The sequence below is a fragment of the Parabacteroides caeci genome, from assembly GCF_023656795.1.
In the GTDB taxonomy this organism is placed as follows: Bacteria; Bacteroidota; Bacteroidia; order Bacteroidales; family Tannerellaceae; genus Parabacteroides; species Parabacteroides segnis.
Window position 1 is genome coordinate 61,633 of sequence record NZ_JAMOKT010000027.1, and the last position, 24,903, is coordinate 86,535.

At 46.0% G+C, this 24,903-nt stretch carries 16 protein-coding genes; 7 read left to right on the plus strand and 9 right to left on the minus strand.

Annotated features, from left to right (window positions below; genetic code table 11):
- Window positions 1-48 precede the first annotated feature (48 nt).
- From NBH15_RS14770 to NBH15_RS14800, 7 genes are all read left to right on the plus strand, one after another.
- Complete coding sequence (locus tag NBH15_RS14770; protein WP_250822951.1) at window positions 49-4,386, plus strand: T9SS type A sorting domain-containing protein; 4,338 nt, start codon at window positions 49-51, stop codon at window positions 4,384-4,386.
- Between the two features lie 10 nt (window positions 4,387-4,396).
- Window positions 4,397-5,482 carry an outer membrane beta-barrel protein gene (locus tag NBH15_RS14775; protein ID WP_250822952.1) on the plus strand — a complete coding sequence of 362 codons (1,086 nt, stop codon included), beginning with the start codon at window positions 4,397-4,399 and terminating at the stop codon, window positions 5,480-5,482.
- A 189-nt stretch (window positions 5,483-5,671) separates the two neighbouring features.
- Entirely contained in the window at window positions 5,672-6,598 is a 927-nt protein-coding gene (locus NBH15_RS14780; RefSeq protein WP_244050921.1) for a hydrogen peroxide-inducible genes activator, read from the plus strand.
- Window positions 6,599-6,861: 263 nt separating this feature from the next.
- Window positions 6,862-7,707, plus strand: a complete 846-nt coding sequence (locus NBH15_RS14785) for a prephenate dehydratase (RefSeq protein ID WP_007658519.1) — start codon at window positions 6,862-6,864, stop codon at window positions 7,705-7,707.
- Window positions 7,682-8,872, plus strand: a complete 1,191-nt coding sequence (locus NBH15_RS14790; RefSeq protein ID WP_244050920.1) for a pyridoxal phosphate-dependent aminotransferase — start codon at window positions 7,682-7,684, stop codon at window positions 8,870-8,872. Before NBH15_RS14785 ends, NBH15_RS14790 begins: the two co-directional genes overlap by 26 nt.
- Before the next feature lie 12 nt (window positions 8,873-8,884).
- Window positions 8,885-9,952 (plus strand): bifunctional 3-deoxy-7-phosphoheptulonate synthase/chorismate mutase type II, encoded by a 1,068-nt coding sequence (locus tag NBH15_RS14795; RefSeq protein WP_244050919.1) that lies wholly within the window; start codon window positions 8,885-8,887, stop codon window positions 9,950-9,952.
- A gap of 162 nt (window positions 9,953-10,114) precedes the next feature.
- On the plus strand, window positions 10,115-10,888 hold the full coding sequence (locus NBH15_RS14800; RefSeq protein ID WP_244050918.1) for a prephenate dehydrogenase: 774 nt from the start codon (window positions 10,115-10,117) through the stop codon (window positions 10,886-10,888).
- A 342-nt stretch (window positions 10,889-11,230) separates the two neighbouring features.
- On the opposite strand, the gene NBH15_RS14805 is transcribed toward NBH15_RS14800, so the two are convergent.
- The 9 genes from NBH15_RS14805 to NBH15_RS14845 all read right to left on the minus strand — a co-directional run bounded on the left by NBH15_RS14805 (window position 11,231) and on the right by NBH15_RS14845 (window position 24,637).
- Window positions 11,231-12,607 (minus strand): aldo/keto reductase, encoded by a 1,377-nt coding sequence (locus tag NBH15_RS14805; RefSeq protein ID WP_244050917.1) that lies wholly within the window; start codon window positions 12,605-12,607, stop codon window positions 11,231-11,233.
- Window positions 12,608-12,629: 22 nt separating this feature from the next.
- A complete protein-coding gene (locus NBH15_RS14810; RefSeq protein WP_250822956.1) occupies window positions 12,630-14,150 on the minus strand; it encodes a 4Fe-4S binding protein in 1,521 nt (506 codons plus the stop codon).
- Window positions 14,151-14,262: 112 nt separating this feature from the next.
- The gene (locus tag NBH15_RS14815) at window positions 14,263-15,015 is read right to left on the minus strand and encodes a LytR/AlgR family response regulator transcription factor (protein ID WP_244050916.1); all 753 of its coding nucleotides are present in this window, start codon (window positions 15,013-15,015) and stop codon (window positions 14,263-14,265) included.
- 7 nt (window positions 15,016-15,022) lie between these two features.
- A complete protein-coding gene (locus NBH15_RS14820; RefSeq protein ID WP_122329307.1) occupies window positions 15,023-16,045 on the minus strand; it encodes a sensor histidine kinase in 1,023 nt (340 codons plus the stop codon).
- 105 nt (window positions 16,046-16,150) lie between these two features.
- Window positions 16,151-17,170: an immunoglobulin-like domain-containing protein gene (locus NBH15_RS14825; RefSeq protein WP_128133725.1), complete on the minus strand. Its 1,020-nt coding sequence runs from the start codon at window positions 17,168-17,170 to the stop codon at window positions 16,151-16,153.
- Between the two features lie 36 nt (window positions 17,171-17,206).
- On the minus strand, window positions 17,207-18,568 hold the full coding sequence (locus tag NBH15_RS14830; protein ID WP_128133724.1) for an energy transducer TonB: 1,362 nt from the start codon (window positions 18,566-18,568) through the stop codon (window positions 17,207-17,209).
- A gap of 117 nt (window positions 18,569-18,685) precedes the next feature.
- The gene (locus NBH15_RS14835; protein ID WP_250822953.1) at window positions 18,686-20,101 is read right to left on the minus strand and encodes an energy transducer TonB; all 1,416 of its coding nucleotides are present in this window, start codon (window positions 20,099-20,101) and stop codon (window positions 18,686-18,688) included.
- Window positions 20,102-20,120: 19 nt separating this feature from the next.
- Window positions 20,121-21,509, minus strand: coding sequence for an energy transducer TonB (locus tag NBH15_RS14840; RefSeq protein ID WP_250822954.1), 1,389 nt, complete (start codon window positions 21,507-21,509; stop codon window positions 20,121-20,123).
- A gap of 626 nt (window positions 21,510-22,135) precedes the next feature.
- Complete coding sequence (locus tag NBH15_RS14845; protein ID WP_250822955.1) at window positions 22,136-24,637, minus strand: carboxylesterase family protein; 2,502 nt, start codon at window positions 24,635-24,637, stop codon at window positions 22,136-22,138.
- Between the last annotated feature and the right edge of the window lie 266 nt (window positions 24,638-24,903).

Here is a 24,903-nt window from a genome sequence, read left to right on the forward strand (position 1 = left end):
ATTAATTTACATTTGACACATAGAATATTTGCCACTAATAATTAAAACATGATACGGAAAAACTTTATTTTATTGCTATTACTGAATTTAGCAGGAGTACTTTTTGCACAACTAACGATTTCACCCACCGCCTCACCTTCAATACCGGAGGGAAGCAACATCAATCTTGGTGACTATTTCTCTGTTAGCGGAGGAACTCCCACAGGATGGACATTGGATGGAAAAAGTATTACATTTACTAATGTTTCCTTGTCCTATAAGGACAACGGAAAGTTATTACAATGCAAAGATGCATCAGGTTCCAGCAACCTGGTCCCGATCAAAGTTATTGGAAAACCGACTGTTACCAGTCTCACCGGGATGCCGACCGAACTCCTTAAAGAAGGGGATCAGGTAACGTTGACTGTCACCTTCAAAGCAAATGGTTCTACGGGCCATACCTACCAGTGGTATATCGGAAACCAGGCAATAGCCAACGCGACGACAGCGACTTTAAACTACACATTTGCAAAAGCAGATCATGGCAAGACAATTAAAATAGCTATCAAAGCAACAGAGTTCACAGATGCAACCGAGGCCTCCGCCGGCGTTACATTCGACGGAACGATGATAACGGATAAAAACCCGGCACTGCCTGCCGGTGCAAAACTGGATAATACCGCATTCCCGGTGACGGTCGGACAGACGTTTACTGATCCAGTTGTTGATTATGAAGCAACAAATCATGGGGGTACTAACTATTTTGTCACCCAAAATACTCAATACACCAATAATGATACGCATACAGTTACTTTCAATGGAAAAGAATATTCCTGTACTATAAGATTATTGACAGCAACTCCATATGCACCTGAAAAAGTAACATCATCCATTACATCTGCAGCCAGAATTCCGGCAAACATTTTAGCAGATAACAATACATTATTTTTCGATTCAGGAATTTATGTTCCAATAGAAAGCACTGGAGAGTCAGTCTTTATTAAAACCGGATTAAAGGTTATTGGGCTTGGAGACAGAACTTCACAAAGTGAGGCAACCGTTATTGGACCTAATTACGGGTATTGGGCTACTACAAACGCATACAATTATGGACATATCAAATATAAATTTTCTCATAATGTAGTTATGGAAAATATTGTATTTGACGGTGCAGGCATGAGATTCTACGGAAATGGTTCAAAAGGGGGATCCAACCAAAAAAACAACTATTACTTCATAACACTAAACAATGTCAAAAACATAGTTTTTAAAGATATCACTTTCCGGAATATTGGAACTACAACTTACTCATATTCTATACTGAACATGACAGAAGGGGAAGCAAACATAGATAATGATGAAAGAGATCCAAATAATAAAAGATATTATATAAACATTACTTTCGAAAGTGGAAATCTCTCCGGTTCATACGAACCTATAAATATAAATACCACTGACGGACATTATTTTAAGAATATATATTTTAAAAACGCTTTAACAACAAATGTCCATCAAATAGCTATTACAGGTAAAAATGCCCATGGGAATGGTAATCCTGGTTGCCGCAACATCATTTTTGCCGGAGACCTGGAACTCTATGACAAGAAAAAAATACGTCTATGGAAATACACAAGTACAGGCATATCTTTCCCTGAAAAATATAAATACCTGGAATTAAAAACGACTCCGACGACAAGTGACTATACATACGACATCACAATTGCAAGAGAAATTGATACTCCATCAGCATCATATCCTTACCTCGATGCTTCAGATGGCTCATACATCGTTTTTAATTCTTTAAATGACCCATTTAAACCTCTTAGCAATTTATTTTCAGGGACTGTCAAAAACCAATGTACATTACCTACCCCTACATTGGTTAAATTAGTCAGCAAGGATGGGAAAGTCGGTGGTTTTACAGTTCATGACTATAGTAAAGTACAGACTAATATTGTTGCTGTCAACGCTTATACAGATCCATTAACTCAGGTAAATGAGAGTAATCTGTTTAAATATAACGGTTCTAAAATCAGCTTCAATACTACCAACCCGGAATATATCAGATTACATAACATCGACTTCTCTGAAGATTATTCCATCTATGACGCTGTTAAAGATGATGGGAACAATGTGACAAACTCCAATTACGGTAGTTTCTATAACTGTAAGTTCAAGGCGCCCCAAGAAGGGGATCCGTTGGTTGTTGAAGGAGATCTGGATAAACTTCAATGGTCGGTATCCAAGACAACTAATGAAATATATGAATACAAAGATGTAGAAAACAACTCTACCACCTCTGTGATGGAAGGTACACCTGTCTATGTACAGATCAGGCCGGTTTATCTGGACAGGGTTGACTACGACCGATGGGCTATTGAATATACTGCAACGCCGGTTGATTACCATTACCCGATGGAAGATGCAATTGCAAAAACCATCCGTTATGACTTCAACAAGGGAGAAGCCCACGTATTACCGGGTACTTATTATTATAATGTAAGTAAACTGATTCTTTACAAAGGGAACAGGGAGGTCGCTACCTATAACTACCGCGATGCCACCTGTACCCACACCGTGATCATCCAGGCGAAGCCAATAGCTAAAATACCGGCTTTGCAATGGTCGGTATCGACCGCCACCCACGAGCAATCTAACTTCCGTGACGTGGACGACCAGACAACAACGTCCGTGAATTATGGAACTCCTGTCTTTGTACAAATCCGCCCGATCGGACATGAAGACATCACTTTTGAACGTTGGGATGTTGAATACTCCGTGACTCCGGCGGAACATTATTATGGCATGAATCCAATCGTCAAGACCGAACGTCATAATTTCAACAACCGCGAAGCACATACGGAAATCGGTACATATATCTATACCGTCACCAAGTTGACATTGTATGACCTGTATGGAAACAAGATCGTCGAGACATACGATTACAATGATTCACCATACAAACATACAATTATTATTAAGGATGATGAAGGTCCCGGCCCCGATCCGCACGGCGCCCTGCAATGGTCGGTCTCCACGGCGTCGAACCAGCTTCAGGACTTCCGCGATGTGGACAATCTGACTACGACAAGCGTGGTGAAAGGCACACCGGTCTACGTCCAGATCCGTCCGGTCGGTTTCAACAACATCACTTATGACCGCTGGGAGATCGAATACACCGCCACCCCCGCCGATTACCACTATCCGTTGGAGGAAGCCGTTCCGAGAACCGAGCGTTACACCTTCAACCGGGGCGAAGCCCACACGCTGGTCGGCACCTACGTGTATACGGTGACCAAGCTGACACTCTACAACGGTGAAAGCGTGGCCCTGACAGCCTATTACACCGAGCCTCCTTACGTCCACACCATCATCATCCGCGACGGTGGTATGATCGAACTGGGCGACATCGCCTCCCATTGCGGTTCGGAAAGCGAATTCAGAATACCATTCCGCCTGCTCGATCCGGACAATATCCTGGAATATTCCGTCCGCTTCTCCGACGAAGCGCTCAAAGCCGGCTTTACGGATTCCGACTATAAAGATGTGACTCCCGACTATCTCACAGTGCCCGTCTACCGGATAATCGGCAAGGGCGTTTACACCGGAAACGTGTATGTGCGCAAGAAAAGCGACCCGGGCCTGGTGGAACTACATCCATTCGAAATCGAGATGCTGGAAACCACGATGATCACCAAACAACCGCAGTCCGTATACGTTTGTGACGGCGACGCCTTCACCCTGAGCGTAGAAGCCCGTGGCCTGAACCTGACCTATCAGTGGTTCTTCAACAAAGAGGCGATCGAAGGAGCAACCTCGGCCACCTACCAGGCTGCCCTGACGCCCGACAAGGAAGGCTCTTACTACGTAGATGTATACGGCGACTGCGGAATGGAGAGCAGTGTGACGGTGACGGTGCGCAAGAACGGCCTGAGAGTCCTGGTGAAATGGAACGAATTCCTGTACATCACCAATCCGGGCAACGAGTTTGTCCGTTTCCAATGGTATCATGACGGGCAGAAAATCGAGAAGAACGGTACTTCGATCTACTACTCCGTGCCCGAGGGCCTGTTGGGCAGTTACTTCATCCAGGCCTACCGTGCAGACGACAGCTATGTGGTGAGCTGCCCGATCACGTTCGATACGCTGACACAGTTCCCCGTAACCACCGTTTACCCGACGATGGTGCAGAAGAACAGTCCGATAACCATCAAGCTGGGCATGCCTGGCGAAGCCTTGGAGGCGGCAGGCATCGAGATCTATAACCTGAACGGTCAACTGGTCGAAAAGCAGTCAACTGCGACAGTCGAAACCACCATCCCCGCGAATATGGCTTCAGGCAGCTACATCGTGAAGGTAACCACCGATTCAGGAAGAACAACAACCCATAAAATCATCGTAAAATAAGCTAACAGATATGTCAACAATAATTTCAAACATAAAGAAAACAATCTTTTTATTCGCAGCAGGCTGCCTTGCCACCACCGTTTCGGCCCAGCAAGGAACGGGTGGTAGAGAGCGTAGCCAGTATAACAACGGCCAGCAACAACAGCGCCAGCGTCAGGAATATCGCGAGGACTACCGGGAGGAAAAGAAAGATACGACGAAGACCTCTTACCTGACGGTATCGGGCGGCGTCGGCTCCTCTTCCTTCCGTTACAAGCTGAACTACCAGATCGAAGGTTTTGAAGAGAAAGGCAAGCGCAACGCAAAACTGGGGTATGAAATAGACCTCCGTTACAGCTACTTTTTCAACCGTCATTGGGGCTTCTCGACGGGGGTAGGTATCTCCCGTTATGCAACGACAGGTAAATTGACAGGTGATATGTCCGACGATAAATACATGAAACTGGGCAATATGACCGACGACGATGACTTCTCCGACCACCCGCGTGAGTTCGAACTGCGTGCCCGATTGAAGAACCTGGAAGAGAAGCAGACCGCCTTCCTGCTGGATATCCCGCTGTTGGCAATGTACCAGACCCACTTCGGCGAAGAGGAAAAATGGGGCATGTACGCCGGCCTGGGAGTGAAGTTACAGATTCCTGTCAAAGCCAAATACAAGGTCGAAGGCAATACAGCCAGCGAACTGAATGTTTCGGGTTACTACCCCCATATCCCTTCCGACGTGGGTTCTCCGTCGGAGGCGCCTGTTCCTCACCACGGCTTCGGCACGATCAACGATCCCGGCTGCGAGCTGGACTGGAGCGGAAAGAACAAACTGAAACTGGGCGTAGCCGGAACTGCCGAACTCGGTTTCCTGTTCACCCTGGGCGAAGACACCGACTTGTTGTTGGGCGGCTACATCGACTACGGTTTCACCAACATGAAGAAAAAGAAAGACCAGGAGCTATTATCCACTCCTGCATCTTATCATCCGGACGGGAACATGACGGTAGGAAAAGGTATTCCTTATAATGGCATGATGAATTCAAACGTAACAGATAAAGTGAAAGTAATGTCTTTCGGGGTAAAATTAGGGGTTAGATTTAAATTGAATTAAAAGATCACCGATTGATCTTTAATCTATTAAAAGCGATGAAGGCCGGAAGATGATTTCCGGCCTTTTCGTTTATCTCATTATTATACAAAAGAAGATTAGAAAAGCTACCATATATTTTCTACCTTTGCATTTATCTATAACAAACCGAACAATGTTCACGAAAGCCCATAGATAAAAACTAAAAGCATTATGAATATACAACAACTCGAGTACATCCTGGCAGTAGATACATACCGCCACTTCGCAAAAGCAGCAGAACATTGCAGAGTAACACAACCTACGCTCAGTATGATGATACAAAAACTGGAAGACGAACTTGGCATTAAATTATTCGACCGGAATATGCAGCCGGTCTGCCCTACCCCCGCCGGACGTAAGGTGATCGACCAGGCTCGTACCGTTCTTTATCAGGCTTCCCTCATTAAAGATATTGTCAATGAAGAAGAACAATCGTTGAAAGGGACGTTCCGGCTGGCAGTACTTCCGACGATCGCTCCTTACCTGCTACCTCGTTTTTTCCAGCAGTTGTCTGAAAAACATCCGGAGCTGGACATCCGTATCCTCGAAATGAAAACAGCACCTACCATGGCTGCGATCCTGAATGGTGAGATAGATGCAGCCATCATCGCCAACCAGCCCACAGAAAACCAGCTACAAGGCGATACATTATATTATGAGCAGTTCTTCGGATATGTGGCTAAAAACGATCCGGTATTCAAGAAAGATATGATCCGTACGGCTGATATCAGCGACGAACATCTCTGGTTGCTGGATGAAGGTCACTGTTTCCGCGATCAGTTAATGCGTTTCTGCCAGATGGAAAAGGTAAAACTGCGTCAGGCCGCTTACCGTCTGGGAAGCCTGGAAACATTTATGCGCATGGTAGAAAGCGGCAATGGCGTCACTTTCATTCCGGAACTGGCAACCCTGCAACTTAGCGAAGAACAAAAGAAACTGGTACGTCCTTTTGCCATTCCCAAGCCGGCACGCGAAATCGTCTGGATCACACGGAAAGACTTTATCCGCCATACCATTGCCGGTATGTTGATCGAGAGTATTAAGAAGTCTGTACCCAAAGAGATGTTGACGCTGCAAGCCGGATTAAAAGTCGTCTGAACATTATTTTTATCGCTTAGCGAAAAAAATTATTACTTTTTGCTTGTAGTTTCCAAAAAAGCGTTACTTTTGCTGTGTATTTAAAAACAAACGAAACAAATGAATCGATTTAGCTTTACATATTTCTTTTATTACTTTTACTTTAGCAGAGTGAAGGCAGGAATTTGTATGTAAAGCGTTGATGATAGAAAATATGTATCAATAAACAATATAAAGTCCTGCCGGTTTCGGTGGGACTTTTTTTGTGACAATAAATTAGAAAGATGAAAAAGAAAGTAGCAATTCAGGGAATAGCCGGTTCGTATCACGACATCGCAGCCCGTAGCTTCTATGAAGGTGAAGATATTGAAATTGTTGGATGCAATACATTCAGAGATGTTATTTCAGCCATCAAGAAAGACCCGTCTTTGTTGGGACTGATGGCCATCGAGAATACTATTGCAGGGAGCTTGCTGCAAAATCATGAACTGATTCGCGAAAGCGGACTGAGAGTGATCGGCGAATACAAACTGCGCATTTCGCACTCGCTTGTTGCACTGCCGGGAACATCGATACACGATGTCACGGAAGTCAACTCCCACCCTATTGCGCTTATGCAGTGTACCGACTTCCTCGATACCTTGCCGAATGCCAAAGTGGTTGAGAAAGAAGATACGGCGATGAGTGCCCGATGGATTGCCGAGAATAACCTGGAAGGACACGCTGCTATTTGCGGGAAACTGGCCGCCCAAATCTACAAGATGGAAATACTGGCCGAAGGGATAGAAACCAATAAACGAAACTTCACCCGCTTCCTTGCCATAGCAGACCGCTGGACGGCTGAAGATCTTCTTGAAAAATCAGACATCAACAAATCTTCGTTAGTTTTCGCTCTTCCCCACACCTCCGGCAGTCTTTCCAAAGTCCTCTCCATTCTTTCTTTTTACGACATGAATCTTTCTAAAATACAATCGTTACCGATCATCGGTCGCGAATGGGAGTATTTGTTCTATATCGACCTGACATTTACTGATTATACAAGATACAGACAGGCATTGGATGCCATCACTCCATTAACAAAGGACTTAAAAATTTTAGGCGAATATGCAGAAGGAAAACAAAGTGTGTAACATCACACCCGCTGACCGTGTAGGCAGCGTACAGGAATACTACTTCTCAAAGAAACTGAAAGAGGTAGCCGAAATGAATGCCGCAGGCAAGAATGTGATCAGCCTGGGCGTAGGTAGCCCTGATCTGCCTCCTTCGGAACAGACCATCGAGACATTGTGCGAACATGCACATAATGCGAATGAGCATGGTTACCAACCGTATGTGGGTATCCCCGAACTGCGTAAAGGTTTCGCCGACTGGTATCAGACATGGTATGGAGTTGAACTGGACCCGAAAACAGAGATACAACCGTTGATCGGTTCTAAAGAAGGTATCCTGCATATCTCACTGGCATTCCTGAATCCGGGCGACGGCGTATTGGTTCCCAATCCCGGTTATCCGACTTATAGCTCTGTCAGCAAGCTGGTACAGGCAAATCTAATTCCTTATGAGCTAAAAGAAGAATTGGGATGGCAGCCGGATTTCGAGGCATTGGAAAAGATGGACCTTTCCGGCGTAAAGCTGATGTGGGTAAACTATCCGAACATGCCTACCGGAGCAAACGCCAGCAGGGAGCTTTTTGAAAAGCTGGTTGCTTTCGGACGTAAACACGGTATCATTATCTGTAATGATAATCCTTACAGTTTCATCCTGAACGATCAGCCGTTAAGTATCCTGAGTGTTCCGGGTGCTAAAGATATCTGTATCGAAATGAATTCGATGAGCAAAGCGCACAATATGCCAGGATGGCGTATGGCGATGCTGGCCTCGAACGCCCAGTTCGTTCAATGGATATTGAAAGTGAAGAGTAACATCGACTCCGGCCAGTTCAAACCGATGCAGCATGCAGCTGTAGAAGCATTGAAAGCGCCGAAAGAATGGTATGACAATATGAACCGTACCTATCGTAGCCGCCGTGATCTGGCCGGACAAATCATGCATGCCATTGGTTGTACCTACGATGAAAACCAGGTCGGCATGTTCCTCTGGGGAAAGATCCCGGCAGAAGCAGAAGGCAGCGAAACTCTGGCAAACAAGGTACTGTATGAAGCCAACGTTTTCATTACTCCCGGATTTATATTCGGAAGTTGTGGCGAACGTTACGTCCGTATCTCACTTTGCTGCAAGAACGAAGCATTACAGGAAGCATTAAACAGAATAAAACAATTAGAAATAAACAAATAAAAGCATACAATCATGGAAATGGAATTAGAATCAATCTTATTACCCGGTGTAGACCCACAGCGTCCTATCATCATCTCGGGCCCGTGCAGTGCCGAAACAGAAGAACAAGTAATGGATGCAGCCCATCAGCTGGCATCAAAAGGCGTTAAAATATTCCGTGCCGGAATCTGGAAACCCCGTACTAAACCGGGAGGATTCGAAGGTATCGGAGCCGAAGGCTTGCAGTGGTTGAAACGTGTAAAGAAAGAAACAGGTATGTATGTAGCTACCGAAGTAGCCACAAAAGACCATGTATTCGAAGCGTTGAAAGCCGGAATAGATATCCTGTGGATCGGTGCACGTACCACCGTTAACCCGTTCGCCGTACAGGAAATCGCAGATGCTTTGAAAGGTGTAGATATACCTGTTCTGATCAAGAACCCGGTCAACCCGGACCTGGAATTATGGATTGGTGCTTTCGAACGTCTGTATGGTGCAGGACTTCGCCGCTTGGGTGCTATCCACCGCGGATTCAGTTCATACGATAAGAAAATGTACCGTAACCTGCCGTTGTGGCATATACCTATCGAACTTCGCCGCCGTATGCCGAACCTGCCGATCTTCTGCGACCCCAGCCATATCGGTGGCAAGCGCGAACTAATCGCTCCGCTGTCTCAGCAGGCAATGGACCTGAGTTTCGACGGCCTGATGATCGAATCGCATCCTTGTCCGGATTGCGCATGGAGCGATGCTTCCCAGCAGATCACTCCGGATGTACTGGATTATGTTGTCAACCTGCTGGTTATCCGTAACGAGACACAGACAACAGAAAACCTGGCAGAACTGCGCCGCCAGATCGACGGTATCGACGAACAACTGCTTGAACTGCTGGCTAAACGTATGCGTATCTCCCGCGAAATCGGTATGTATAAAAAAGAACATAACATGCCCATCCTCCAGTCACCCCGTTACAGCGAAATCCTAGAAAAACGTTCGGATATGGGACAGACGATGGACCTGAACACGGACTTTGTAAAGGAAATATTGAAAGAGATACATGAAGAATCTGTCCGTCAACAGATGATCATCATGAATGAGTAATCTATAGTGCCAGGAGTAACCTTTCCCCTCTGGAGAGGGGGCAGGGGGTGTGTTATAATTCGCTTTTAAACTAAATTTAACACACTCCTTATTCCCTCTCCAGAGGGGAAACAGATACAACCTGTCGCTTCCTACCAATAAGCAAACAAAAAGAATAAGACAATGAAGATATTAATATTAGGTGCCGGAAAGATGGGTTCTTTCTTCACCGACCTGCTGAGTTTCGACCACGAAGTGGCTGTTCTGGAAAATGATCCGAAACGCATGCGCTTTATTTACAATGCAATCCGGATGCAGAAGCCGGAAGAGGTAGCGGAATTCGCTCCCGAACTGGTCATCAACTGCGTGACGCTGAATCACACGATAGATGCTTTCAAGGCTGTTCTTCCCTACTTGCAACCGTATTGTATTATTTCGGATATCGCATCGGTAAAGACGCATCTGAAAGAATTTTATGATACCTGTGGCTTTCCATATGTATCGACCCACCCGATGTTCGGTCCGACTTTCGCCAACCTGGGGAATCTGGAAAAAGAAAACACGATTATCATTTCCGAAGGTGACCACCTGGGTAAGATTTTCTTCAAGGATATCTATTCAAGCCTGCGCCTGAATATCCGCGAATATACATTTGAGGAACATGACAAGGTTGTTGCCTACTCTTTAGGTATTCCGTTCGCCTCAACAATGGTTTTTGCAGCCATCATGAAGCATCAGGATGCTCCGGGTACGACCTTCAAACGTCATATGAAAATTGCACGCGGCTTACTGTCTGAAGATGATTATCTATTGACAGAAATTCTCTTCAATCCACGCACTCCGAAACAGATTTCCCGGATACAGGAGGAATTGAATATCCTGCAAGATATCATCAAAGACAAAGACTCCGAAGCGATGAAGGGGTATCTGACTAAGATTCGTAAGAATATAGAATAATGAACCTACTTTTCCCTTGATGGAAAAGTAGACAAAAGATCAAGGCTGCACCGGCTTCACTGCTTCGGTGAAAGATTCCGCTGTCGCATCTGAACTCGCTTCGCTCAAACAGCAGATGCTCCTACCGCTCCATCTTTCCCCTTCGCGGACGTTCACCCGCTGAGGCCTTGACAAGAACGCAAAGCGTTCTCTTAGGATGGCCGATACCGACACCTATTTAACAGACGGTATCGGCCATCCCCAAAGGAAGCCCCGCTTCCTATGAAAGGCCTCAGCTGGTGAGCGTAAAGCGAAGCAGCCGGAGTGAGCGCCCGAAGGCTGTGCTGTTTGAGCGAAGCGAGTTCACATACCCTGTTTCAACTGTTCCACAAACTGGTCGATGCGGCGTAACTCTTTTGGTATGTCGATGGCTTGCGGGCAATGCTCGTTACATTGGTCGCAACCGACACAATGATCTGCCTGGCGCAGTTTCGGCACGCTACGGTCGTAACCGACCAGAAAGGCACGACGGGCTTCGCGGTAGTTTTCATCTGTCCGGCTTTTCGGAACATTTCCTTCATTCACACATTTATTATAATGAAGAAGCACGGCCGGAATATCTATCGCATACGGACACGGCATACAATATTTGCAGTCGTTGCAGGGGATTGTCGGATATTTAATCATCAGTTGCGCAGTCTCTTCCAGAAAGTCCTTATCCTCATCTGTCAGCGGAATAAGCGGGGAATACGTGCGGATATTATCCTGCAAATGCTCCATATACGTCATGCCGCTCAAAGCCGTCAACACCAGTTCGGGCGAACCGGCAAAACGGAAAGCCCATGAGGCAACACTATCTTCGGGGCGGCGTTGTTTCAACCGGGTAACGATATGCTGGGGCACATTCGACAAACGGCCGCCCAATAACGGCTCCATGATTATAGCCGGTACATTCCGCTTTTCCAACTCCTGATAAAGATATTCGGCATTCACATTCCTACCTGTCGCATGCCGCCAGTCGACATAGTTCAGTTGTATCTGCACGAAATCCCAATGAACGGTATCGTGCATAGCCAGCACCTCATCGAAAACGTCCGACGTTCCGTGAAACGACCAACCCAGATGGCGGATACGCCCCGCTTCCCGCTCTTTCATAAGGAAATCCAACATTCCGTTATCGACATAGCGGTCGTTGAATGTCTTCATTCCCTGGCCACCACCGATGGAGTGGAGCAGATAATAATCCAGATAATCGGTTTGCAACTCGCTGAATGAACGGCGGTACATCGCCATCGAGTTTTCACGCGTATAGTTCGAGAAATTCGACAATTTGGTAGCCAGATAATACGAGTTCCGGGGATGCCGACTAAGGGCAATCCCCGTAGCCTTTTCCGACCAGCCCTGCACATAAACGGGCGACGTATCGAAATAGTTCACCCCATGGGCGATGGCATAATCCACCAGTTCGTTGACGGCATCCTGGTCAATCAAGTCACCTTTCCCGTCGGGTGAAGGGATAGTCGGCCAGCGCATACAACCGTAACCCAGCAGGGACACTTTATCCCCCAGTCCGGGGAATGTGCGGTAAGTCATCTGGTCGGTCGGGACAGGCGAAGAGGCTTTGCTTCCGGAACCTCCCTGGTCTTTCGGGGCACAGCCGTAGAGTGCCGCCGTAGTAGTTGCCGCCGTGATGCCTACGATATTCAGAAAATCGCGGCGATTGATATGTTGATTCTTCATAGGTCTATTCTTTAAAAACGGATTAAATAACTCGATGTCTTTCATGCCCTTCCACATAGATGGCCGTAAACGGGCGCGACGGGCAGAGATGTTCGCAGGCACCGCAGCCGATGCAACGTTCGGTATTAATGACCGGTATCTTCAGGGATTTCGGATTATCCGCATCAGATGCAACCATTTCTATCGCATTTGTCGGACAATGCCGGGAACAGTTACCGCATTCGACACCGTCGGTCAACGGGATACAATTCGCTTTCACCCATACGGCATGCCCTATCTGAACAGATGATTTATCAGCTTTCGTTATCGGCTTGATGGCTCCTGCCGGACAGACTTCGGAACACTTTGTACATTCGGGACGGCAATAACCCCGCTCATAAGACATCTCCGGCTGCATCAAGGTCATCAAATCACCGGAAGGACGCAGGACATGATTCGGGCAAACAGAGATACAAAGCTGGCAGGCCGTGCAATGCTGCCTCATATTCCGTATGCTCAAAGCTCCGGGAGGTACAATCGCCGTCAGTTTTTCCTGTTCTTTCCGTTCTTTGATAGGTGCCAGTCCCCCGTCTCTCTTCATGATAACCTCTTCCCCCTTTTTCTCCTGGGCTTTCAGGGCACTGCCCATCACAACCAGGGCTGTTGCCGACAAGGCCCGCCGACGGGAAAGGTTTGTTTTATCTTCCGGTTCAGGTTTCTCCGTGCCGGTTGCCCGTTTCTTCGTTTTCCATACCGGTGCGTAGGTTAGCGCATTCTTACGACAGGCGTCCAGGCAATTCATACAGGCTACGCAACGGCTGCCGTCGATTTTATGTTCCTTGCTGTCGATGCAGGCAGCTTTACACTGGCGGGCACAAAGGCCGCAACTGTTACATTTATCCGTATCTATCGTGATACGATACAAAGAATAACGGGAGATAAAACCCAACACCGTACCAACCGGACAAATCGTATTGCAATAAGTACGCCCGTTACGCCAGGCCAATACGACAAGAACCACCAGCGTAACCAAAGCCACCAAAAACGTCGGCAGACTCTTCATCCATACATCCACCTCATAAAAAGCATAACTCTCCACCCGTGCCGCCAGATAAGCAAATAAATTATTCCCCCACATCCAAAGCGGCTGAAACAAATTAGTAACGATACGCCCATACGCACTGTAAGGAGCCAGCAAAGCAACCAGAGAGCCTACCCCTGCAACCAACGCCAGCACAAAAACGAACAATACTCCGTAACGTAACCAGGACAACGCCGGCGAATAAGAATAAGGCAACTTCTTTCCTCTCCTGCCAATCCGCGCAATAACATCCTGAAAAACGCCCAACGGACAAATCACCGAGCAGTAAACACGTCCGAAAGCCAGCGTCAGAAAGACTAAAAATAACACAACCCCCACATTCAATGCCAACACGGCGGGTAAGAACTGGATTTTAGCCAGCCACCCGAACCATCCGTGCAACGTTCCTGTAAAGTCGAGGAACAGTAGAGTGATAAGCACGAAACATAAGGTAGCCGCTATCAGTCTGATTTTTCGTAACATCATGTATCCTATTATTGATTAATAATCCGGTACAAATATGCCGGATTTTTAATGTAAAAGATACAGCCGTTTCGTCAAAACGAAAAAAAAGGGAATAATCGCGAAATGCCGGTCAATCGTTTACCAGCCACGCTTTAAACTCGGATGCTTTATTCTTGCTGACATAAATACGTTCGGGAACCTCCACATCGAGCGTCACCAGCAGACGGCTGTCGAACCAGATAGTGATGTTGGATATACTGTCCCTGTTTATGATGAACTGTTTGTTCGCCCGGGTAAAATCAGCCGGATTAAGGGACGGCATTATCTGTTCCAATGTCCGGGAATACGGGTAACTGGCTCCGTCTTTCAGATAGATGAAGGTGTTTTTGCCGGATGTGTAAAAGCAGGAAACATCCTTCAGGCTGACCGGCAAGAGCTTATCCTTATAAGGGACCAGCAGTTTATCCTTGTATTTTGGGGCAGGGGCCAGCCGGGTTAGCTGTGACAGGTATTGGAGAATGTCCTGCCGGTTCAGTTTGCCGTATTTATCCAAAGCATGCCTGATATCTTCGACTTTAATCGGTTTCAGCAGATAGTCGATGCTGTTCACTTTAAAGGCTTCTATCGCATAACGGTCGTAGGCCGTCGTGAAAACGATAGGCGTCTCCAATTCTATTTTATCAAAGATATTGAAGGCCGAACCGTCGGACAGGTGTATATCCATAAATATCAACTCCGGAGCCGGGTTCGACTGAAGCCAGTGGACGGTTTGGGTGACACTTTCGGTATTCCCGGCAATCTGTATATCCGGGGCAACCTCCATCAATATATCCACCAGGTTTTCGTAAGCTGCTGTTTCGTCTTCTACAATCAACACGTTCATACAAGTATCATTTTAAAGGGAGACAGACGCGGAAAGTTTCTTCTGTCGATTCTATCCGTATCTGTTTATTCATTAACAAAGTAAAGCGGCTCTCCAGGTTCGCAAGTCCTGTTCCGTTGGTATCGGGAGCGGACAGCTTCGGATAGACCGGGTTCGATACGACCAGTTCGTCCTGTTCGTTCAGTACGATTGAGATTTCCATTTTATGTTCGCTGTCTATCCTGTTATGGACAACCACGTTATCCACCAGAGGCAGTAAAGACAGAACGGGCAGCATCAACAAATCTTTCCGTTCTTCTTCCACCCGGACTGAAAAGGTCAGTTTATTCGCAAAACGTACTTCCATAACATACTGGAAAGACAGCATAAACTCCAGCTCTTCCCGCAATGAGACTAACCCTTTCCGGTCACTCTGAAGGATATAGCGGAAGATATCGGACAACTGATGGACATACATCAGCGTCTTTTCGTCATCCTTTTTACGAATCAATGAAGAGATGCCGTTCAGTGAATTAAAAAAGAAATGCGGATTAATCTGGTTGGCCAGTGCATCACAGCGGCTTTGCAGATTTTCAAAACGCAAACGCTCTATCTCCGACTCCTTCTCCCGCTGCCGGGAATACAACATGGAAATATATCCGATAAACGTACAGAGAAAGCATGTCACGAAGAACTGGAATATCAGAATACTGCCTAAAGCATCCGTATGAATACCCAAAGAAGAAACCCCGTACGATATGGAGGCATAAAGCAGGTAAGCGATAAAAGAAAACAGGAAGTTACGCATCAACCGTTGCTTGAACAGGGTAGCCGGCATCTTCTTCAGATTATAGCGTATCAGCAAGCTGATTAATCCCCAGAAGAAAAGGAAGCGATACACAAAGAAGGAAAGAAGACCGGTAACGCCAGTCCCTTCCATATATTTCAACTCCCAGGGGATACAAGCGATATTTGGGTATATGATAAAAACCGTACTAATCAAGCTGACCAGCGGAAGTCTCCGGGCAATATAGGTATCAAACGAATCCATAGCATCTCATTTCCTGTAACAAAGAAAAACAAAATAATCGGCACTTCACAATCCCCAGGTAGGAAAACGAAAAAAAGCAGCGTGAAGACGAAAAGAAAATCACTGTCAGAATACCGGAAGAGGTGTTTTAGTTGCCTGCTCCAACTCTTTTTTATTATCGGACAAACGAAATTCAGCCATCATCTTCAATCGGGCCCCTTCCCGATGGTCGCCAACAGTAACCTCATAAAAGAAACGGTATCGCCCCGGAGGATTCGAGTGTATTTTCGGATAAAGAAAAGCAGTAAACTCCCTGTAATCATCATCCGCTACCCAATAGCCTATGTCTACAAAATTTCCATTAATCGGCAATTCACGCCAGACGCCTCCGACATCCTCATAAGTAATAAAATGACGTTCGCCGCAATGAATAATTTTACCGCTACGATTATATAAGATAAACTTCACGCTGTCGCTTTCTGTCGAATAAACTGTATATTCCGGACGGATGGCAACGCCTAATGTATCATTCACCCCGACCGTTATGTTTTCAACTGGCGTTTCAACTCCAGTGAAACGGAAAGCGGGAGAATCCATGACTTGTTCGCGAAATTCCCTCCGCTTCTCCGGCGTATTAACGATTAAATGGATTTCGATATCGTGCGTACCGACTCCAGCTCCGGTTACGTTTCTCATTACAGACGTATTTTCCAAGGCTCTCCACCGTTCAACCAGTTTATCGTTAATAGCAAACAAATCCTTTTGTGTATATGTTTTGCACGGTTCGACAATAAACTCTTTCGATTGCAGTTCTTTCTCCAGTCGCTGACGAACAGTAGCAGAATCGCCTTTGATTTGGATAACCAACGTATCCCGGTCGTTAATATAGATACCGCCTATAAAGTCGGGGCAATTCTTGCTTTCGACCGAAAAGCCTACAACTCCGGGAAGATTATCGCCATAGAGTTCTCCCAGCTTATTCAATAACAGCATCGGAACTTCCTGAACAGGCATCTCCCTGCCTGACAGCTGACCGACACTGTCTTTCGGCACTAAATCCGTCTGTTTGCGGGAAGTGGAAACATTGCAGGAAGCAACAAGCCACACGCAACCGATACATACCAGTGAAAGATAATAATTTTCCATACCGCTTTTTAATTTAATGCTTTTGACTAACGATTCTTATTTCCCCGGGTCTGTAAATATAACAGGAACAGTATATCGACATTTCATAAAACGAGGTTGCTGATAGTAACCGACAGCCGGTTTCCAACGTGGCATAAGCCGAAGTACCCGCAAAGCCTCTTCATCAAATGCAGGAATATTGCTACCACGAACAACTTCAATATCCTCCAACTCTCCATACGTATTTATAGTAAATGTACAAGTAACCCTCACATTCTTATTCGAACCGATATACGAAGAAGGATATTGTAGATGTTTCCTGATAAACTCTAAACAGGCAGCACTACCGCCGGGAAACTCCGGCATCGATTCATAATCGACAAATATTTGATTTTCCTCCATCCGTTTATCCCATGCTTCGCGAATTTTCTGCCGGGTATAATGATGTTGCGGACGGAACGAGACATAAACAGCGTACATACATTCCACCCGTTTGCCGGCTTTATCATAGGCCGGAAGCCAATGCGACATTGTATTTATCAGACGCTTTACCTCTTTTTCACAGGCCGGCTCACTACTGTCCAGCGTGAAAGCATCTTTTGCCATTCCCATTGTGTCTATCGTAAACTGGCAAACGGCGTAACCTCCCCTATTTGCTTTTAACATATCTACAGGATACTCCATCTTATCATAAAAATACTTTTCAAGATCTGCAAAACCGGGAAATTGAGGCTCCTCACTTAACTCCACCGGATTCTTCTGTTGTAATCCCAGCTGCCAGATGCCACGATAAACCGGATTACGGACTGTATCGACAGGTTCTTTTTCCAACTTCTCCAAAAGGGTGGCAGCAACCTGCTTCGTCAAAGCCCAATCAGTCTCATTCCTGACAATCCGGCTGTAAACGGAATCCCCCAGGTCGGTCAATTCGCGGCACAAAGAACCGGCCTCAGGTGCCCATTTCAAAGCGACGCTCACTTTTCCACAGGTATCCGTCGAAGCGAAATAACAGGTATACCCATCCAGTCCGAGACTATACCCGTCTACATCTTCTGCCAGCAGAAGGGCACGACGGAACAGATTCGAAAGCAGGTCGTACAACTCCCGGTCAGCCGGTGCTTCCATCGTTTTAGCAGAGAATCTGTCTGTAGAATAATGAAAAAGATGATGGCCCTCAATCGCTTTGAACCGATAGATATCGTCCAACCGTTCTATTTCCCAGGCTTTACAATCATCCATGCAATCCTTATTCATAAAGAAAGCCTGCGGAGCAGAAGAAAATGTCGTACGCAGGAAGTTAGTACCAACCATTTCGACAGAAAGAGTATCATGAGTGAGTTCAAGATACCGGTCTTTTACCTGTGCACCCAAATCGGCCAACGAAAACAGGTACACGAATAGAAATCCTATAATTCGCATAAACAAGCCCTCCAATTAGATATTATACGGTTTCCAAATATACAGAATAAAAAGATGAGAGAAAGCGTACTCTTCACTTATTTTTTAAAAGATACAGAAAATCCCCTGCCTTCCATCTCATTCTTGTCGGTTATTTTCTTCTTTATGAAAATCTACCGGAACGGTAAATTTTACTTTTACCGGTTTACCGCGTTGCTGGCCGGGTATCCATTTCGGCATTTTCCGGACGATACGGATTGCTTCGTCATCGAGTTCTTTATACGAAGAAGAACGAATGACCTGAATATCACTTAACGAACCGTTTCTTTCCACGACAAACGAAACAGCCACACGTCCTTCTTTTGTTATGTTCTTCGAGATATTATCCTTAATGAATTTTAAAAGACCGGAATGACCGCCATCCGGAAATTCGGGCATTTGTTCTACGACATCGAATACCCGCGTTGCGAATAAATATTCCTCCTTTTCGCGATATTCCTGTTCAGATAAACCGCCCAGAACCGTTTCGGGAACAGGAGTTTTGGTAGCCTGTGCCAGTTCCTGTTTGCTATCCGACAGGCGAAAATCTGCCATCATCAAAAGTTTGTCACCAACGTGCATATCACCGACGGTAACCTCATAGAAAAAGCGATAACGTCCGGTATGGTTCGGATACACATCGGGATAAAGGGAAGCAGAAAACTCCCAACTGCCTCCATTTTCTACCCCATAAAGGATATCGACTGCAAAATCATTGATAGGCAGTTCGCACCAGACATCTTTATCGTCTTCATAGGTGATATAATAATGTGCACCGCAACAAACAGGACCTCCGCTATGATTGTATAAGATAAATTTTACCTGCTTGGTTTCCGTTGAATAAACAGTGTATTCAGGACGAAGAGCAACGCCTTTTATATCGTTCACTCCTACTGTTGTATTTACAGGGGGCACCTCAGGACCGGTAAAACGGAAAGCCGGGGAATCCATCACTTTCTCACGAAATTCTTTTTGCTTCTCAGGAGTATTGACAATCAGGCATACCTCGATAGCATGTGCTCCAACCCCGGTACTTTTCACATTACGCATCACAGAAGTTCTTTCGAGTTGCCGCCATCGTTCAGTCAGTTTTTCGTTAATTGCTAAAAGTTCTTTTTGAGTATAGGTCAAACCTGGTTCGACAATGAACTCCTTCGACCCCAATATCTCTTCCAGTTGTTTACGGACAATGGCAGAGTCACCTCTGATTTGGATAACCAACGTATCCCGGTCATTAATATAGACGCCGCCGATAAAGTCGGGGCAATTCTTGCTCTCGACCGAAAAGCCGATAACACCGGGAGGGTTATCGCCATAGAGTTCACTCAGCTTATCCAATAGCCGCATCGGAACTTCCTGGGCAGAGACTTCCCGGTCTGACATATTGTGAGCCGGAGTCTCACAAATACTGTCTGTCGACATCGTGTCCGCCAATTTACGAGAAGTGGAGATGTTGCAGGAGAAAGCAAACAACAGACCACCGATACATACTGATAAAAGAAGTCGATTTTCCATACCTCATCTGATTTATTGATTATCCATTACTCGCCTGCTTCTTACGGAAAGTGACCGGAATGGTGTATTTCACTCTGACAGCCTTTCCACGGTATTTACCAGGTATCCATTTCGGCATTTTCCGGATGATGCGGATTGCTTCGTCATCGAGTTCTTTATACGAAGAAGAACGGATAACCCGGATATCGCTCAACGAGCCATCCTTCTCTACAGTAAATGAAACTGTTGCGCGTCCCTCCCTGGGTATATTTTCCGGAATGTTATCTGCTATAAAAGCTAACAGGGCTTTTTGTCCCCCTTCTGAAAACTCGGGCATCTGTTCTACTACTGTGAATACGGTTGTTTCCAGCATATGCTTTTCCTGTTTGCGAAATTCCTGTTCAGACAAACCGCCCAGAAAACTTTCGGGCATAGGATTTTTAGTTATTTGATTTAGTTCCTCCTTATCCTCCGAAAGGCGAAATTCAGCCATCATCAATATTTTTGTTGCAAATCCCACATCTCCGGGAAATATATGAAAGAAAAAACGGTAACGTCCCGCACGATTCTTGTGCATATCCAGGTTGAGACCGGCAGAAAACTCTGTATATTCACCACTCCCTACCCCGTTAGCAACATCTAAAAAAGCATAATGATTCCCGGATAATTGATGCCATATGCCTTCTTCATCCTCACTGGTAATAAAATAATATCCGTCGCAATGAACCATATGCCTGCTACTATTATACAAGATAAACCGGATGTCTTTTGTTGCCGTTGAATAGACGGGATACTCCGGACAAAGAACAATCCCCATCGTATCACTCACTCCCATCACTGTATTTCCATCGGGAATTTCCGGCCCGGTAAAACAGAAAGCCGGAGAGTCCATGACCTGCTCACGAAACTTTTTTTGCTCCTCCGGAGTATTGACAATCAGGTATATTTCAATATCATGCGTCCTCATTTTAGTATAAGACACATTCCTGAAAAGAGGTAAATCGCCCAGTGTTATTTGTCTATCGAGCAGTTGTTCTTTGAGTGCTATCAGTTCCTTCTGGGTATATATGGCATCGGTTTCAATAAGAAAGTCTTTCGAATCCAACACATCTTCCAACCGTTTGCGTGCCATAGCTGAATCGCCTTTAACCTGGACCACCAGCTTATTGGAATCGTTCACATATACACCGCAAATAAAATCAGGACAGTTCTTATTGGTGACTGAAAAGCCGGTAAATCCGGGAAGTTCATCCCCATAAAGTTCCGCCAGCTTTTCCAATAACTGCATCGGTACTTCATCCCGGCCTGATAGCTTACCGACACTGTCTGTCGGCATTAAATCCGTCTGCTTGCAGGAAGTGGAGACATTGCAGGAAGAAACAAGCCACAAGCAACTGAGACATACTAGTGAAAGATAGTAATTCTCCATACCGCTCTTTTTAATTTGTTTCCAAATATACGGAATTAAAGATAGGATAATGCTTATCTCCGGCAAAATCATGTCCAAATAGCGGAACAAACACGCTATTCCGTGACCACAACGAGCATAAATCAACTGGAAAAAGTGTTAAAAGTCACCATTTTTGAGTCACAAAAGAGACATGGAAAGCCTCTTTTTGCCGTCATTGGACTGACGAACGACCAGGTAAAACCCGCCATAAGGGATTTGGATATAATCTATCAAAGAAAGGTTAACAACCTAACAGATAATAAAATAACAAAGTCTACCTCTTAATTCTACACTCCCGTTTTAAGAATCGGGGGCGGATGGGGGCGACAAAAAGGCTTTTTGGGAAACTTCTGTATAGTGTGTTCCTTGTTCCTTCTACGAACTGATCGTAAAAGGAACAAGGAACATCTTATTATAAAGTTTTCAAAACCCTCTTTTTGCCGCCCCCATCTGCCCCCGAATAGATTGGCTGCGGCAGCTATTTTATTTGATTGCAGCAGCCACCGGAAACAGCTGCAGCAGCCAGTGAAAACAGTTGGGGCACCCATTTTTTTTATCCGCGTTATCCGCGTCTATTTAACTCATATTCTAAAACGCCCTCCTCTTCATTCCGTTATAAAACAACCGTCTTCCACACTCCAGTCGTTGCCGAAGAAACCGGATACCTGGATGCCATGAATACCTTCTTTCAACATATCGACATTGAATATCAGTAAATCGGGAAAGCCGGTAATGCCGGAAATATAGTCGTTCGGATAAGTTGCTTTCATGCCTTCGATGCCTGTTCCGGCCACTACACCGACACTGGCAGTTGGACTGTCGGGACGCGGGTAGACGAAATAAGTTCCCAGGTCGTTGCCTTTAAGCACTTTGTCTCCCATGCGGATTTCTCCCTTCAAGACTTGTATGGGGGCATTCTTCAGGAGCTTGTTCCAGGCTTTGTTGTTACTGGCATTTCCGTAAAGCACCACATTCCGGTCTGCATAGGCGGAAGGGATGAAATCTTTGTCGGCAATCACGTCGATAGAGCCATTGCCCCTGTACAGAAAAGTCTCCGCATCAAAGCGGGCCTTGTTCTGATACCAGGTATTTTCTTCCTTATTTCCTCCGGTAGCATATACAAACACGACACGATTATCGAATGCCTGCTTGAAGCCGCCGTAACGGGAAGGATATTTCTCCGTTACCGGAATCTCTTCTACCAAAGTCCATTTGCCGGAAACCTTCTTCAGCACAGCCGGCCGGGTTCCGTCTGCCGGAATTGTTTCGTTATCGATAGTGATGCTGGCTTCTGCCGGAAGTTTCAGAGCCGGAAAATCGAATGTAAGCGATGCCACATTGGATGTCGTGCCCGAAATACCGTTATCCGTCTGTTTGAAAGAGACGGAAGAAAAATCGTAAGCCGTATCCTGCTGGTTGATGGTCACCCAATAATCTTTGGCAGAGATAGCCGGGGAAGCGGTATGGAACTCCAGCTGTTTCACTTTGTCGGCAGACGGCACACTGTGCCAACGGAAATAATCGAAGATAGGTTTCCAGTCAACGCTTTCATTACTATACCAATGGGAACCGCCCGGATATTCATAATAACAGAAGTCGGGATGGAAAGTACCCAGTATTTCACGCATGCGGCGAACCTGTTCAATAGGAACGACATTGTCCGAATCGCCGTGAAGAATGTAAATGCCCGATTGCAGGAAGTTCTTTCTCAAATCGAGGACACGTCCGGCATTGGCCGCCTGGCAAATCATCGGGAAATGTTTCTCACCGACATTCGCTGCATCCGCATTCGGCCTTGAATATTTGGCAATATCCGGATAGCTGGCGCAGGGAGCGATAGCGGCAAAACGGTCGGGATAGGTTACACCCAGGAACCAGGTTCCGTGGCCTCCCATCGAATGCCCGGTAAGATAAGTATGGGCGGGGTCTGTCTTAAAGACCTTTTCTGCTTCGGCAAGCACTTCCATCGCGTCGATACGTCCCCACTCTTCCCAGTTGAAACCGAATGGGCGGCGGTTGGTCGGGGCAATAATATGTCCCCAGTCCTTCGGCGCATAGGCACGGGCCTGGTTGCGGGCCTCCACGGATGCGCCGTGGACGGACAGGAATAATGCCTGGTTATCGCCCTGCGTAGTAGAAGGATTCACGCTGTAATACTGCACGCTTCCGTCCACATCGCTGATAAAGGTACGTTCGTGGATGGAAGAAGCATCTTTCTGTTGCAGGGATATCTCCGTGCGGTCAATCTCTTTGCCGGATTTGTCCTGCAAGATAACAATTGCCTTCGTCTCCCCCTTCTTTGAAGAGGTAGCGCCGGGGATACGGAATTTCACCTTGCGGACCATCATAGGCATGACATCGTCCGTCGTACGGGTCGCAGACTCTCCGTTTTCCAGCGTACATTGTATCTTCAGTCCGGTAAGAGCTTTCTCCTGTGCATTGACGATACGGATGGCGGCCCATTTCTCTCCTTCCCCGTTGATAATGTCGGGAAGGGTCATATCCCTCTTTGTCAGCATCACCGGCTTGGTAGGGATAATCAACTTGGCTTCTACTCTGCCGAAACGGCCGGGAGTGAATATAAACTCATTCATTCCTTTCTGCATCCGGAAAGGAATCAGCGTATAGGCAAAGTCGTAATGGTCGCCCTCATGAGGCATACCATTGATAAAGGTACGGGTATTCCCGCTTGATTCGAGCAAGGCGATCTGAGGTTTATCCGCCTTATATTCCGTAAAAACATAGGCACGGCGTAAAGCACGGTTGGCGAACTTTCCGGTAGAGTCGGCCTCGATAGGAGTCCATTGCACGGCTTCGCGGGTCCGTCCGTAATTTGTTGCCGTCAGGTCATTTGCAGAAGGCGCACGGAATTTGCCGGTCGCGATTTCCCAACCCAGCCCGTCGGAGGTCGTGAACAAATAACCGGAAGGAGCCGTCACCGGAACAAAATATCCCTGTTTGAAGGAATGAAGTATGATACCTTCGTCCACACGTTCAACCCTTTCTTTTCCGAAATACTCGACGATATTACCTGTCGTCTGTTGTGCCACCAATGGACTCAATCCTAAGAACAGGCTGGCAACAGTCATGATACATCTTTTCTTCATCTGTATTGAATTAGTAATTTGTTTGGATAATAAAAACAATCTGTTAGGGGATTAATTGACTCAGTTTTTATCAGAATTGAGCTATTTTCTTTAATGGGGCTTTGCCCCATGCCGCAGGCTCTCTTTTGCCGTCAGTTTCAACTCAATGTCATCAATTTAAGAAAAAATACCCTTAAAACGAAAAAAGCCATTGGAAATATCAAAGAAAGAATTACTTTAAAGTTACCACACAACAAGTAATCCATGATCTATGATACAACCAATGG